9 protein-coding genes and 1 pseudogene are annotated in these 13,988 nt (G+C 71.3%); 6 read left to right on the forward strand and 4 right to left on the reverse strand.

The window, feature by feature from the left end:
- Positions 1-29: 29 nt before the first annotated feature.
- Positions 30-554, forward strand: a complete 525-nt coding sequence (locus A6A29_RS21085; protein WP_073721952.1) for a DUF485 domain-containing protein — start codon at positions 30-32, stop codon at positions 552-554.
- Between the two features lie 16 nt (positions 555-570).
- Positions 571-1,664: pseudogene (locus tag A6A29_RS21090) on the forward strand (solute symporter family protein).
- A 114-nt stretch (positions 1,665-1,778) separates the two neighbouring features.
- Here the strand turns inward: A6A29_RS21090 and A6A29_RS21095 are convergent.
- The 3 genes from A6A29_RS21095 to A6A29_RS21105 all read right to left on the reverse strand — a co-directional run bounded on the left by A6A29_RS21095 (position 1,779) and on the right by A6A29_RS21105 (position 5,676).
- A complete protein-coding gene (locus A6A29_RS21095) occupies positions 1,779-2,456 on the reverse strand; it encodes a DUF7342 family protein (protein WP_073721953.1) in 678 nt (225 codons plus the stop codon).
- On the reverse strand, positions 2,453-4,126 hold the full coding sequence (locus A6A29_RS21100) for an ATP-binding protein (protein WP_073721954.1): 1,674 nt from the start codon (positions 4,124-4,126) through the stop codon (positions 2,453-2,455). The genes A6A29_RS21095 and A6A29_RS21100 overlap by 4 nt, the downstream gene beginning before the upstream one ends.
- 146 nt (positions 4,127-4,272) lie before the next feature.
- Positions 4,273-5,676, reverse strand: a complete 1,404-nt coding sequence (locus A6A29_RS21105; RefSeq protein WP_079182926.1) for a citrate synthase — start codon at positions 5,674-5,676, stop codon at positions 4,273-4,275.
- 132 nt (positions 5,677-5,808) lie between these two features.
- On the opposite strand from A6A29_RS21105, the gene A6A29_RS21110 reads away from it, so the two are divergent.
- Positions 5,809-6,972, forward strand: coding sequence for a citrate synthase/methylcitrate synthase (locus tag A6A29_RS21110; RefSeq protein WP_073721956.1), 1,164 nt, complete (start codon positions 5,809-5,811; stop codon positions 6,970-6,972).
- A 23-nt stretch (positions 6,973-6,995) separates the two neighbouring features.
- Positions 6,996-8,222: a CobW family GTP-binding protein gene (locus tag A6A29_RS21115; RefSeq protein ID WP_073721957.1), complete on the forward strand. Its 1,227-nt coding sequence runs from the start codon at positions 6,996-6,998 to the stop codon at positions 8,220-8,222.
- Between the two features lie 80 nt (positions 8,223-8,302).
- Here the strand turns inward: A6A29_RS21115 and A6A29_RS21120 are convergent, their stop codons facing one another.
- Positions 8,303-10,756, reverse strand: coding sequence for a DNA gyrase/topoisomerase IV subunit A (locus tag A6A29_RS21120; protein ID WP_073721958.1), 2,454 nt, complete (start codon positions 10,754-10,756; stop codon positions 8,303-8,305).
- Positions 10,757-11,015: 259 nt separating this feature from the next.
- Here A6A29_RS21120 and A6A29_RS21125 point away from each other — a divergent pair, with 259 nt between their 5' ends.
- Together A6A29_RS21125 and A6A29_RS21130 are read left to right on the forward strand one after the other, a co-directional pair.
- On the forward strand, positions 11,016-12,401 hold the full coding sequence (locus A6A29_RS21125; RefSeq protein ID WP_073721959.1) for a M16 family metallopeptidase: 1,386 nt from the start codon (positions 11,016-11,018) through the stop codon (positions 12,399-12,401).
- 26 nt (positions 12,402-12,427) lie between these two features.
- Positions 12,428-13,810, forward strand: a complete 1,383-nt coding sequence (locus A6A29_RS21130; RefSeq protein ID WP_073721960.1) for a M16 family metallopeptidase — start codon at positions 12,428-12,430, stop codon at positions 13,808-13,810.
- Positions 13,811-13,988 lie beyond the last annotated feature (178 nt).

A 13,988-nucleotide genomic window follows, 5' to 3' on the forward strand; every position in this document is an offset into this window, starting at 1 on the left:
GATGAACCCGGGGTCTTCCCGATCTGCCCATGGTTGGCTGCGCGGCCAAGGAGGCCCGCGGGCAAGGGAGTTGCTCGGCGGAGAAGGAAGCAGGGTCCGATGCCGCCGGGGTGCGGCTGGTTGACCCGTGGTACGACGCGTCGGTTTCCGGCCGGGGCGAGCCGGGCAGCATCGGCCGCGGCGCACCCGGCGGCGTACCGGGACAGGTGGGCCCGCGGCAGGGGCTCAGCACGGCCGACATCTATGTCGAGGTGCAGCGCAGCGAGGCGTTTCGCGAGGTGCGCCGCCGCTATCGGCGTTTCGTGGTTCCCGCCGTTGCCGCCTTCCTCCTCTGGTACCTCGCCTATGTCGTCGCGGCGACCACGGCGAGCGGGCTGATGGCCCGCCCCGTGGCGGGTGCCGTCAATGTCGCCATGGTCGCGGGGCTCGGGCAGTTCCTCACCACGTTCCTGCTCACCTGGGCGTATTCCCGGCACGCGCGACTGCACAGGGACCGGGCGGCGCTCGATCTCCGGTGGGACACCCAGGAGATGACGAGAGGTATCACGCGTTGAGAGGGACCATCAGACGCTGGCGCTGCTGCTCTTCGGCGCGTTCATCGCCGTGACGCTCGGCATCACCACCTGGGTGAGCCGTAACCGGCAGGGTTCCGCAGAGGAGTTCTACGCCGGGGGCGGCTGTTCTCGCCCATGGAGAACGGATTCGCCATCGGCGGTGATTACCTGTCGGCGGCCTCACTCCTCGGGATCTCCGGGCTGATCGCCCTCTTCGGATACGACGGCATGCTCTACTCGGTGGGCTTCCTGGTCGCCTGGCTGGTCGTCCTGCTGCTCGTCGCCGAACTCGTCCGCAACTGCGGCCGGTTCACACTCGCGGACGTGGTCGCCGCCCGCATGGCGGAGCGCCCGGTGCGCGCTGCCGTCGGCACCTCGTCCGTCCCCGTCTACCTGATGACGATCGTGCTCGGGTTCGGGGCGGCGGCGCTCGTCGGGGCGGCGGACGTACGGGCCTCGAACGCGGCCGGGAACACGGCGGTTCCGCTGCTGGCCCTGGTTCTCGGCGGGGGTGAGGGTTCCACCGGCGGAACGGTTCTCTTCGCGGTCGTCGCGGCCGTCGCCTTCGCCACCATCCTGGCCGTCGTGGCCGGGATCACGCTTGCCTCCTCCGCCTCCGTCGCCCACGACCTCTACGCCTCGCTCCGGCGTTCGGGCGTCGAGAAGCGCGGCGAGGTGGCTGTCGCCCGGATCGCCGCCGCCGGTATCGGGGCGGTCGCCATCGCGCTGAGCCTCATGGCCCAGAATCTGAACGTGGCCTTCCTGGTGGGTCTGGCCTTCGCCGTGGCAGCCTCGGCGAACCTTCCGGCGCTGCTCTACTCGCTGTTCTGGCGGAACTTCACCACCCGGGGCGCGGTCTGGGCGGTCTACGGCGGTCTGATCCCCTCCGTCGTCCTCGTGCTGTTCTCCCCGGTCGTCTCCGGGAGCCCCGCCTCCCTGTTCCCCGGGGCCGACTTCCAGCTCTTCCCCCTGGAGAACCCGGGACTCGTTTCCATCCCGCTGGGCTTCCTGGCCGGATGGATCGGCACGGTCACCTCACCCGGTCCGCCCGACGAGGCCAAGCACGCGGAGACGGAGGTCCGCGCCCTGACAGGGGCGGGTGCGGTGTAGCGGGGGAGCTCAGTCCCGGGCCGTCGCGGTACTGCCTCGGCCCGGCCTCGGCCGGTCGTACCGGGTCGTGCCGGTCCTCCAGGCCGGGCCGGTCACGACGGGTGATGGGTGGTGCTAGGTGCCCGTCGCCCAGGTGTAGCGGTGTTCCGGGCGGCCCGTCTCGCCGTAACGCAGGGTCAGGCGGACCCGGCCGGTGCGTTCCAGGAGCTTCAGATAGCGCTGGGCCGTCTGGCGGCTCATTCCGGCGCTTTCCGCGATCTCCTGGGCGGAGAGCGGGTTGTCGGCGGTCCGCAGCGCCTGCCGGACCAGTTCCGCCGTGGTGGGTGAGTGCCCCTTGGGGAGGTCGGGTTCGCCGGCCGCCCACAGTGCGCCGAAGAGCCGGTCCACCTCCGTCTGCTCGGCCTCGCCGTCTCCGTCGAGGGCGTGGCGCAGTGCCGCGTACGCCTCCAGTTTGGTCCGCAGACCCGCGTACGTGAACGGCTTGACCAGGTACTGGAGCGCACCGTGCCGCATCGCCGCCCGGACCGTGGCGACATCGCGTGCCGCCGTCACCATGATCACGTCGACGTGGTGGCCGAGGCCGCGCAGTTCACGTACCACCGCGAGGCCGTTCCTGTCGGGAAGGTAGTGGTCGAGCAGGATCAGGTCCACGGGGACCTCTTCGACCCTGGCGAGGGCGTCGGCCGCGGAGTGGGCCTGCGCGGCCACCCGGAAACCGGGCACCTTGGCGACGTAGGCCGCGTTGATCTGCGCGACCCGGATGTCGTCGTCCACGACCAGGACCTGGATCAACGGTTCTCTCCTGACGTCGCCGGATGCGCGGGGACCGGTGTGCCGCCCGGTTCCGGTTCGCTCAGGGCTTCCGGCAGCACGACCGTGAACACCGCTCCGCCGTCCGCGGACTCCGCGACGGCCACCCTGCCGCCCTGGCGCTCGGCCAGCCGCCGCACCAGCGGAAGTCCCAGACCCCGCTTGCCGTGTGCCGGGAGCTCCTTGGTCGACCAGCCTTCCGTGAAGATCGACTCGTACTGGCCGGGGGGCACGCCGGGACCACTGTCATGGACCCGCAGGACCACCGTACGGCCTTCCGTCCGCAGGCCCACCTCGATGCGCGCCTCGGCGGAGCCGGCCGCCGCGTCCAGGGCGTTGTCGACAAGATTGCCGACGACCGTGACCAGACCCCGGGGGTCCACCAGCCGGTCCGGCAGCAGCGAGCCGGGCGCCATGCGCAGCGAGACACCGCGCTCCGCGGCGACCGTGGCCTTGCCGACCAGCAGAGCGGCCAGCAGCGGATCGCGTACCTTCTCGGTGACCTGTTCGGCCGTCGCCCGGTGGACCCCGACGACCTCGGTGACGAACTCCATGGCGTCCTCGTGCATCTCCAGCTCCAGGAGGCCGAGGAGGGTGTGCAGACGGTTCGCGTGCTCGTGGTCCTGGGCGCGCAGCGCATCGATCAGGCCACGGGTGGAGTCGAGTTCACGGCCGAGATGTTCGAGCTCCGTGCGGTCGCGCAGGGTCACCACGGCGCCACCGTCGTCCGTGGGCATCCGATTGGCGAGCAGGACCCGGTTGCCCCGTACGGTCAGGAGATCGTCACCGACGACCCGGCCGGCCAGCACATCCGCGGTCCTCCCGCTGCCCAGCGCCTCGTCGAGGGGACGGCCGGCGATGTCCGGGCCGAGGCCCAGCAGACGCTGTGCCTCGTCGTTCAGCAGCCGGACGCGCCCCGTCCGGTCCAGGGCGACCACTCCTTCGCGGATGCTGTGCAGCATGGCCTCGCGTTCCGTCAGGAGCGCGGAGATATCGGAGAACGCCAGGTCATGGGTCTGCCGCTGGAGGCGGCGGGAGATCAGATAGGCGGCCAGCGCGCCGACGGCCAGTGCTCCGCCCGCGTACGCGAGCAGCCCGGGGATCGCCGCGAGCAGCCGGGCGCGGACGCTGTCGTACGCGATTCCGACCGAGACCGCCCCGACGACCTGACCGGACGCGTCGAGAAGCGGCACCTTGCCGCGGGCGGAGCGGCCGAGAGTCCCGCTGTCGATCTCCATGACGTCCCGGCCCGCGAGCGCCTCGCTGGGGTCGGTGGACACGATCCTGCCGATCCGGTGGGTCTCGGTGTGCGACCAGCGCACTCCTCTGCCGTCCATGATCACGACGTACTCGGCACCGGTGGCCCGTCTGATCCGCTCGGCCACGGACTGCACAGGGCCTCGCGGCGAGGGCTCCGTGGTGAGGAGGTCCCGCGCGATCTGCGGCTGGGCCGCCGTGCTCTGGGCGATGGCGAGGGCGCGGCGCATCGCCTGGTCGTCGAGCTGGGCACTGAGCGGGGCCAGGAAGAGGCCGGTGACCAGCACCGTGACACCGGTGATGATGGTCAGCTGCATCAGCAGCACCTGGGAGAAGACCCGCTTCGGCCAGCCGAACCGGCGCGGTCCCCGGACGGTGGTCGGTGGGGTGTTCATCGTACGAACGGTAGAGCCAGCTCCCGCCCTTCCGGAAATCTCGCCGGATGACGCTTCGCGGGACGGGCTCCGGACGGGCTCGGGGCGGCCCCGGACAGCTCCGGACGGCTTTGGGCCGGAAGGCTCCGGATGCCTTCGCCGCACGACTACCGGGGCGGATCCTCCCCGTGTCCTTCCCCTGGGGCCGGTGTGGGCAACGGCTGCGGCGGGCGGGGGCCTCCGTACTGTCCACTGGGCCGCATCCGCAGTGGGCGTTCCGCGTACTCCTCCAGCGCATGGGCGATCCAGCCCGCCGTGCGGGACACCGCGAACACCGTCTCGCCCGCCTCCGCCGGCATGCCGCAGGAGACCGAGAGGACAGCGAGGGCCAGGTCGATATTGGCGTGCAGGGGGGTGTGCCGGGCTGTCGTGCTCACCACATCACGGGCCGCCGCCAGTGCGTCGGCCGCCTGTGGCACCTTCTCCAGCAGGGCGAACAGGGTCCGGCCACGGGGGTCCTCACCCGTGTACAGCCGGTGTCCCAGCCCCGGAATCCGGCGGCCGGTCCGGAGATGATCGGCGACGACCGGGGCCGCGCCGCCCCGGTCCACGACCTCCGTCAGCATCCGGTGGGCCAGGCCGCTCGCGGCGCCGTGCAACGGCCCCTCCAGAACGCCGAGACCTGCGGAGACCACGGCGTACGGATGGGCGTGGGCGGACGCGGCGACCCGGGCGGCCAGTGTCGAGGCCGCCAGGTCATGGTCGATCAGCAGGACCAGGGCCGTGTCCAGCACCGCGAGCGACGCCGGGTCGGCGGGCCGCGCGGTGAGCCTGGGCCACAGCTGCCGGGCGAGCGTGCCGGAGCCCCCCTCGTCCCGCTCGCCGTTCTCGTCCCGCTCGGCGCCCTCGCCCGGCTTCGCGCCCCCGATCACCGGAAGTGCGCCCACCAGAGTGGGAATCAGGCTGCGGGCGCTGCTGAGCACCGCGCGGGGCGACAGATCGAACCGCAGCGGGTCCGCGGCCGCCGCGGCGATCACCGCCACCCGCAGCCGGTCCGTCGAGCCGCTGTGCGCGGGCAGTGCGCCGACCGCCCGGCGCGCCGCGGCGAGCGCCTCGGCGGGTGCGTTGAAGCGCACCCCCGGCCGGAGCTCACCCGTCCACAGCCACTCGGCGACCTCCTCGTAGCCGTACTCCCGGGCCAGCTCGGTCGCGTCGACCCCGCGGAAGTAGTACCGGTCCTGCTCGATGAGGGTGATGCCGGTACGGAAGACGAGATCGTTCCCGGCCGGTGTGTGCTCGCGCCGCCCCGTACGACGGACCAGGGCCTCGACCTCGACGGCGTCGAACGTGCTGCCGCGCCCGCCGGGGGCGCGCACGCTGCTCAGCTGGCCCCTGCTGACGTACGCGTACACCGTTTCGGGCTTCACGCCCAGCAGTTCGGCGGTCTCCCGTGTGGTGAGCCGTCGCCCTTCGGCCGCGCCCTCCTGCTCGGAGCGGGAGCCGGGGCCGAACCGCGAGCCGGTGTCGCGGCCGGAGCCGGAGCCCGAGGCGTGCGCTGCTTGATCCGTCATGGTGCCCACCGTATCCATGCATTCCTCAGCTTCCATCGATGCACACGCATTGATTCAATCAATATTGACAGGAATTAAGTCAAGCATGGACAGTCGAATCAATATTGGGAGTCACGGAAAAGAGATCCTGAGATGCCGGCCACGACCCACAGCACCGCCCCCCTCGACGTACCCCGCGGCCTCGCGGGCGTCGTCGTCACCGACACCGCTCTCGGCGACGTACGCGGGCGCGAAGGCTTCTACCACTACCGCCAGTACTCGGCGATCGAGCTGGCGCGGACCCGCAGCTTCGAGGACGTCTGGTACCTGATGTTCCACGGCGAGCTGCCCGACCGGGCCGCCCGCGCCGACTTCGCCGCCCGCACCGCGGCCCTTCGCCCACTGCCCGCCGAGGTACGCGGGGCGCTGCCCGCCATCGCCCGCGCGGGCGCGGTCTCGGGCCCGCTCGCCGGACTGCGCACCGCGCTCTCCCTGCTCGGGGCCTCGGCCGGATTCCGCCCGTTGTACGACATCGGGGCCCCGAGCCGCCGCGACGACGCCCTCGCCGCCTGCGCCGCCGTACCCACCGTGCTCACCGCCCTGTACCGGCTCGGCCAGGGCCTCGAACCGGTGGAGCCGCGCGAGGACCTGCCCTACGCCGCGAACTACCTGTACATGCTCACCGGCGCGGAACCGGCCGCCGCGCACGTCAGGGCGGTCGAGCAGTACCTCATCTCCACCGTCGACCACGGCTTCAACGCCTCGACGTTCACCGGCCGGGTCGTGGCCTCCACCGGCGCCGACATGGCCGCCTGCCTGGTCGCCGCCGTCGGCGCGCTCTCCGGGCCGCTGCACGGCGGAGCGCCCAGCCGGGCCCTGGACACGCTGGACGCGATCGGCACCCCGGACCGTATCGACGGCTGGATCCGCAAACAGGTCCTCTCGGGCGCACGCATCATGGGCTTCGGCCACCCCGTCTACCGCACCGAGGACCCGCGCTCCCGCATGTTGAGGGGCATCGCCCAGGGCTTCGGCGGCCCGCTCGTCGACTTCGCCGTCGAGGTGGAACGACAGGTCGAGGCCATCCTCGCCGAGCTCAAGCCGGGACGGGAGCTGCACACCAACGTGGAGTTCTACGCCGGGGTCGTCATGGAGCTCTGCGGGCTGCCGCGCGAGATGTTCACGCCCACCTTCTGCGCGGCGCGCGTGGTCGGCTGGAGCGCCAATATCCTGGAGCAGGCGGAGGACTCGAAGATCATCCGCCCGGCGGCCCGCTACGTCGGTACGCCTCCGCCGCAGCCGGTCCCGGCACCCTGACGACATTCCGAGGAAGGCCCCCGTTGACCCCGCCCCGCACCCCGCAGATCCCGGTCGTCGTCCTCGCGGGCTTCCTGGGATCCGGCAAGACCACGCTGCTCAACCACCTGCTCCGCAACCGGGCCGGCAACCGGATCGGCGTGATCGTCAATGACTTCGGGGCCATCGAGATCGACGCCATGACCGTCGCGGGGCAGGTCGGCTCGACGGTCTCGCTCGGCAACGGCTGTCTGTGCTGCGCCGTCGACGCGAGCGAACTCGACACCTTCCTGGAGACGCTGACGCGGCCCTCCGCCCGCCTCGATGTGATCGTCATCGAGGCGAGCGGCCTCGCCGAACCCCAGGAGCTCGTACGGATGCTGCTGGCCAGCGACAACCCGCACATCCTGTACGGGGGACTGGTCGAGGTCGTCGACGCCGCCGAGTTCGACCGGACCAGGGAACGCCACCCGGAGATCGTCCGCCATCTCGCCGTCGCCGATCTCGTCGTGCTGAACAAGACCGACCGGGTGGACGGGGCGGAGCACGAGCGGCTGCGCGCGGAAGTCGCGGCCCTCGGCAGCCGGGCGGCCGTCATCTCCGCCGTTCACGGCCGGATCGACCCCGAGCTGCTCTTCGACCCCGCGGTGCGGCCGGATGCCGAGGAGAAGGCCCGTCAGCTCACCTTCGAGGATCTGCTCCTCGACGCGTGCGAGCCGGGGGAGGAGGGGCACACGAGCCATCTGCACGCCGCGTACGAGAGCGTCGCCTTCACCTCCGACGGGCCGATGGACCCCCGCCGGTTCCTCGCGTTCCTCGACTCCAGGCCCGAGGGCCTCTACCGGATCAAGGGGTTCGCCGACTTCGGCGAAGGTGACCGGGCGAACAAGTACGCCCTGCACGCGGTGGGCAGGTTCCTGCGCTTCGTTCCGCGGCCCTGGGCCCGGGGCGAGCGGCGGCTCACCCAGCTGGTCCTGATCGGCTCGGGCATCGACGCCGAGGCCCTGCACAAGGAACTCACCGACTGCCGCGTGCCCGCCGATACGGCGAACGTCCCTCACGATGCCCGGGACACCTCACCGGGCGCCGGGCCGCACGACGCGCATCACGACACGTGGCAGGACGCACACCACGACGCCCGGCAGGACGCGCATCACGACGCGTCGCGCACCGGGTCCCAGGATCACGTGGACCGTGAGCGTCAGGAGCACCATGAGCGCAGCATGTGGGGCGTCCTGAGGTACGTACAACAGCCGGCCGACGCGGACTGAGGGCTGTCCCGCAGTCCTCCGGCGGGCCGGGGGACTGCGGGAGGACCAGCCCTCGGCCCGGTGGCCGGCCGCCGGGCCGGTTACACCGGTCCGGCGATCACCGCCACCGGCTGGAGCAGCGGTGTGCCCGAACCGTCGCGTCGCGGATCCGGCGCGGGCAGCCGCGCCGGGGTGCCGTTCTTCTGGGCGGCCCGCGCCGGGACCGCACCCGCCCAGGCGAACACCAGGACGTCCTCACCCTTCAGGAAGCGCTGGCAGCGCACTCCGCCCGTCGCCCGGCCCTTGCGCGGGTACTGGTCGAACGGGGTGAGCTTCGACGTCAGTTCCGCATCGTCCAGCGTGCCGTGCGACCCGGCGACCGTGAACACCACCGCGTCCGCCGCGGGGTCCACCGCGGCGAACGAGAGCACCTGAGCCCCCGCGGTGAGCTTGACGCCCGCCATACCTCCGGCCGCCCGGCCCTGCGGGCGCACCTGCGCCGCCGGGTAGCGCAGCAACTGTGCGTCGGAGGTGATGAAGACCAGGTCCTCCTCGCCCGTACGCAGCTCCGTCGCGCCCACGACGCGGTCACCGTCCTTGAGGGAGATGACCTCCAACTCCTCCTTGTTGGCCGGGTAGTCGGGCACCACCCGTTTCACCACTCCCTGGAGGGTGCCGATCGCCAGGCCCGGCCCGGACTCGTCCAGCGTGGTGAGGCAGATCAGCTCCTCGCCCGTCTCCAGGGTGAGGAACTCCGAGATCTGTGCCCCGCCCGAGAGGTTGGGGGCCGCGTGGGTGTCCGGCAGCTGGGGCAGATCGATCACCGCGATCCGCAGCAGCCGCCCGGTGGACGTCACCGCGCCCACGTCGCCGCGGGCCGTGGCCGGTACGGCCGACACGATCACGTCGTGCTTGGCGCGCTTGGCGTCCTCCGCCACCACGATCGGATCGCCGTTGGCCGTACGGGCCAGCAGACCGGTCGAGGAGAGCAGTACCCGGCACGGGTCGTCCGCGACCTCCAGCGGTACGGAGGCGATCTGTGAGCCCGCGGACTCCAGCAGCACCGTGCGCCGGTCCGTGCCGAACTTCTTCGCCACCGCGGCCAGCTCGGAGGAGACGAGCCTGCGCAGCTCCGTGTCGGACTCCAGGATCGCGGTCAGCGCGTCGATCTCGCTGGTGAGCCGGTCGCGCTCGCTCTCCAGCTCGATCCGGTCGAACCGGGTGAGCCGGCGCAGCGGGGTGTCCAGGATGTACTGCGTCTGGATCTCGCTCAGCGAGAAGCGCTCCATGAGCCGCTGCTTCGCCTGCGCCGAGTTGTCGCTGTCCCGGATGAGCCGGATGACCTCGTCGATGTCGAGCAGCGCGACGAGCAGGCCCTCGACCAGATGCAGCCGATCGCGGCGCTTGGCACGGCGGAAATCGCTGCGTCGGCGGACCACCTCGAAGCGGTGGTCGAGATAGACCTCCAGCAGCTCCTTGAGGCCCAGGGTCAGCGGCTGGCCGTCGACCAGCGCCACGTTGTTGATGCCGAAGGACTCCTCCATCGGCGTCAGCTTGTAGAGCTGCTCCAGCACGGCCTCCGGCACGAAGCCGTTCTTCACCTCGACGACCAGGCGCAGGCCGTGGGCACGGTCGGTGAGGTCCTTGACGTCCGCGATGCCCTGGAGCTTCTTCGCCGAGACCAGGTCCTTGATCTTGGCGATCACCTTCTCCGGGCCGACGGCGAAGGGCAGTTCGGTGACGACGAGGCCCTTGCGGCGCGCCGTCACATCCTCCACGGCGACGGTCGCTCGGATCTTGAACGTGCCGCGTCCCGCGGCGTACGCGTCCTTGATGCCTCCGAGGCCCACGATCCGGCCACCGGTCGGCAGGTCGGGACCGGGGACGAACCGCATCAGCGTTTCCAGGTCGGCGGCCGGGTGCTTGATGAGGTGGCGGGCCGCGGCGATGACCTCGCCCAGGTTGTGCGGGGGCATGTTGGTGGCCATGCCGACCGCGATCCCGGACGCGCCATTGACCAGGAGATTGGGATAGGCGGCCGGGAGGACGACCGGCTCCCGCTCCTGGCCGTCGTAGTTCGACTGAAAATCGACGGTGTCCTCGTCGATCGACTCCGTCATCAATGACGTGGCGTCGGCCATCCGGCACTCGGTGTAACGCATGGCGGCCGGCGGGTCGTCGTTGCCGAGCGAGCCGAAGTTGCCGTGTCCGTCGACGAGGGGGAGCCGCATCGAGAACGGCTGGGCCATGCGCACCAGGGCGTCGTAGATCGACGCGTCGCCGTGCGGGTGCAACTTACCCATGACTTCGCCGACCACGCGGGCGCACTTCACATAGCCGCGGTCGGGGCGCAGTCCCATCTCGTTCATCTGGGACACGATGCGGCGGTGCACGGGCTTCATACCGTCACGGGCGTCGGGCAGGGCCCTGGAGTAGATCACCGAGTACGCGTACTCGAGGAAGGAGCCCTGCATTTCGTCGACGACGTCGATGTCGAGGATCTTCTCCTCGAAGTCGTCCGGCGGCGGCGGGGTCTTCGTGCTACGGCGGGCCATCGCGGCTGCGACTCCTTCACAGATTCTGTTCGGGCAACCTGAGGTTCTGACGCGGACCATTGTGGACCGCCGCACTGACAACGCCGACCTCGACCCGTCCGAAGCGGTCCGAAGCGCTCCGCCGGGGCCCACCGAGGGGCCCGCTTGCGGCAGCATCTACGACAACATCGACGGAACGGGAACTTCGCCAGGTGTCGGTGCGCTTGCTTACAGTGGCAGGTCTGGCAGGAAAATCAGTATCGCGATCGAAGGGACGTACATGCCCATGGGTCACACGGCCACAGCACAGGCCGGCTCCGGCGGCTTGACAGCGACCGAGCACCGCCTGGCCAACGGTCTGCGTGTGGTGCTCTCGGAGGACCATCTGACCCCGGTCGCCGCGGTCTGCCTCTGGTACGACGTCGGTTCGCGCCACGAGGTCAAGGGACGCACCGGCCTGGCTCACCTTTTCGAGCACCTGATGTTCCAGGGCTCGGGCCAGGTCAAGGGGAACGGGCACTTCGAGCTCGTACAGGGGGCCGGTGGCTCGCTCAACGGGACGACCAGCTTCGAGCGGACCAACTACTTCGAGACCATGCCCACCCACCAGGTGGAGCTGGCTCTCTGGCTGGAAGCCGACCGCATGGGCTCGCTCCTCGCCGCGCTCGACGAGGAGTCCATGGAGAACCAGCGTGACGTCGTGAAGAACGAACGGCGTCAGCGCTACGACAACGTGCCCTACGGCACCGCGTTCGAGAAGCTGACGGCCCTCGCGTACCCGGAGGGCCACCCGTACCACCACACGCCGATCGGCTCGATGGCCGACCTGGACGCCGCGACCCTCGAAGACGCGCGTACGTTCTTCCGTACGTACTACGCCCCGAACAACGCGGTGCTCTCCGTGGTCGGCGACATCGACCCCGAGCAGACGCTCGCCTGGATCGAGAAGTACTTCGGTTCCATCCCGTCCCACGACGGCAAGCAGCCGCCGCGCGACGGCACGCTGCCCGAGGTGATCGGTGAGCAACTGCGCGAAGTGGTGCACGAGGAGGTCCCGGCGCGTGCGCTGATGGCGGCCTACCGGCTGCCGCACGACGGCACGCGCGCGTGCGACGCCGCGGATCTGGCGCTGACCGTGCTGGGCGGGGGCGAGTCCTCCCGGCTGCACAACCGGCTGGTCCGCCGTGACCGTACGGCGGTGGCCGCCGGGTTCGGGCTGCTGAGGCTCTCCGGCGCGCCCTCGCTGGGCTGGCTGGACGTCAAGACGTCCGGTGGCGTCGAGGTGCCGCAGATCGAGGCCGCGGTGGACGAGGAGCTGGCCCGGTTCGCCGCCGAGGGCCCCACGCCCGAGGAAATGGAACGGGCCCAGGCCCAGTTGGAGCGCGAGTGGCTGGACCGGCTCGGTACGGTCGCGGGCCGCGCCGATGAACTGTGCCGGTACGCCGTGCTGTTCGGCGACCCGCAGCTCGCCCTGACCGCCGTGCAGCGCGTGCTGGACGTCACCGGGGAGGAGGTCCGGGTCGCCGCCGAAGCGGCCCTGCGCCCCGACAACCGGGCGGTCCTGGTCTATGAGCCGGTCGAGCCGGCGGACGAGGCCGTGGCCGACGCCCCGGAGGCCGCCGAGGCCGCCGAGGGCACCGACGCGCCCGAGGGAGCGGACAAGTGAGCGACGCCGCCGTGACTGGAGTAGCCATGGAGTACCACCCGCAGCCCACCCCCGGCGTGGCGCGGCCCTGGGCGTTTCCCGCCCCCGAGCGCGGTGCCCTGCCCAACGGGCTGACCGTGCTGCGCTGCCACCGGCCCGGCCAGCAGGTCGTCGCCGTGGAGATCTTCCTGGACGCCCCGTTGGACGCCGAGCCCGAGGGCCTGGACGGCGTGGCCACGATCATGTCGCGGGCGCTCTCCGAGGGCACGGACAAGCACAGTGCCGAGGAGTTCGCCGCCGAGCTGGAGCGCTGCGGCGCCACCCTCGACGCGCACGCCGACCACCCCGGTGTCCGGGTCTCCCTGGAGGTTCCGGCCTCCCGGCTGGCCAAGGCGCTCGGCCTGGTCGCCGAAGCGCTGCGGGCCCCGGCCTTCGCCGAGAGCGAGATCGAGCGTCTCGTCGGCAACCGGCTGGACGAGATCCCGCACGAGCAGGCCAACCCCGCCCGGCGCGCCGCCAAGCAGCTCTCGAAGGAGCTCTTCCCGGCGACGGCGCGGATGTCGCGCCCGCGTCTGGGCACCGAGGAGTCGGTGCGGCGGATCGACGCGGCGGCCGTGCGCGCCTTCTACGACGCGCACATCCGCCCGTCCACCGCGACGGCCGTGATCGTCGGCGACCTCACCGGGATCGATGTGGACGCCCTGCTCGCCGACACCCTCGGCGACTGGTCCGGCAACTCCGCCCGGTCCCGTCCGGTGCCGCCGATCACCGCCGACGACACCGGCCGGGTGGTCATCGTGGACCGTCCCGGTGCGGTGCAGACGCAGCTGCTCATCGGCCGGATCGGCGCCGACCGGCACGACAGCGTCTGGCCCGCGCAGGTGCTGGGCACCTACTGCCTGGGCGGCACCCTCACCTCCCGGCTGGACCGGGTGCTGCGCGAGGAGAAGGGCTACACCTACGGGGTCCGGGCCTTCGGTCAGGTCCTGCGCTCGACGGCTCCCGACTCGTCCACCGGGGCTGCGGGCGCCGCGATGCTGGCGATCAGCGGCTCGGTGGACACCGAGTCCACCGGCCCGGCGCTGGGCGACCTCTGGACGGTCCTGAGGACCCTGGCCGCCGAAGGACTGACGGACGCCGAGCGCGAGACGGCCGTGCAGAACCTGGTGGGGGTGGCCCCGCTGAAGTTCGAGACCGCCGCCTCGGTCGCCGGCACGCTGGCCGACCAGGTCGAGCAGCACCTTCCGGACGACTACCAGGCCCACCTGTACGCCCGCCTCGCCGAGACGGGCACGGTGGAGGCGACGGCCGCCGTGGTCAACGCGTTCCCGGTGGACCGGCTGGTGACGGTCCTCGTGGGGGACGCGGCACAGATCGAGGAGCCCGTGCGGGCACTCGGTATCGGTGAGGTGTCGGTCGTCAGCGGCTGACCGGTCTGTTCGCGCTGCCGCGAAACGGCAGGAGAGGGGCCCCGGCGTGATCCATATCGCTGGGGTCTTCTCCTTTGCCCTATTCATCCGCTTTTTGGGGAAGGTTGCCTGTCTGTCCTGTGGGATGTGCGACAAAACCGGCTGTCCGTTTGGTGAGCGAAAGCGGCCCCGCTTAGCG

Origin of the sequence: Streptomyces sp. TSRI0281 (genome assembly GCF_001905125.1) — a bacterium.
Lineage (GTDB): Bacteria > Actinomycetota > Actinomycetes > Streptomycetales > Streptomycetaceae > Streptomyces.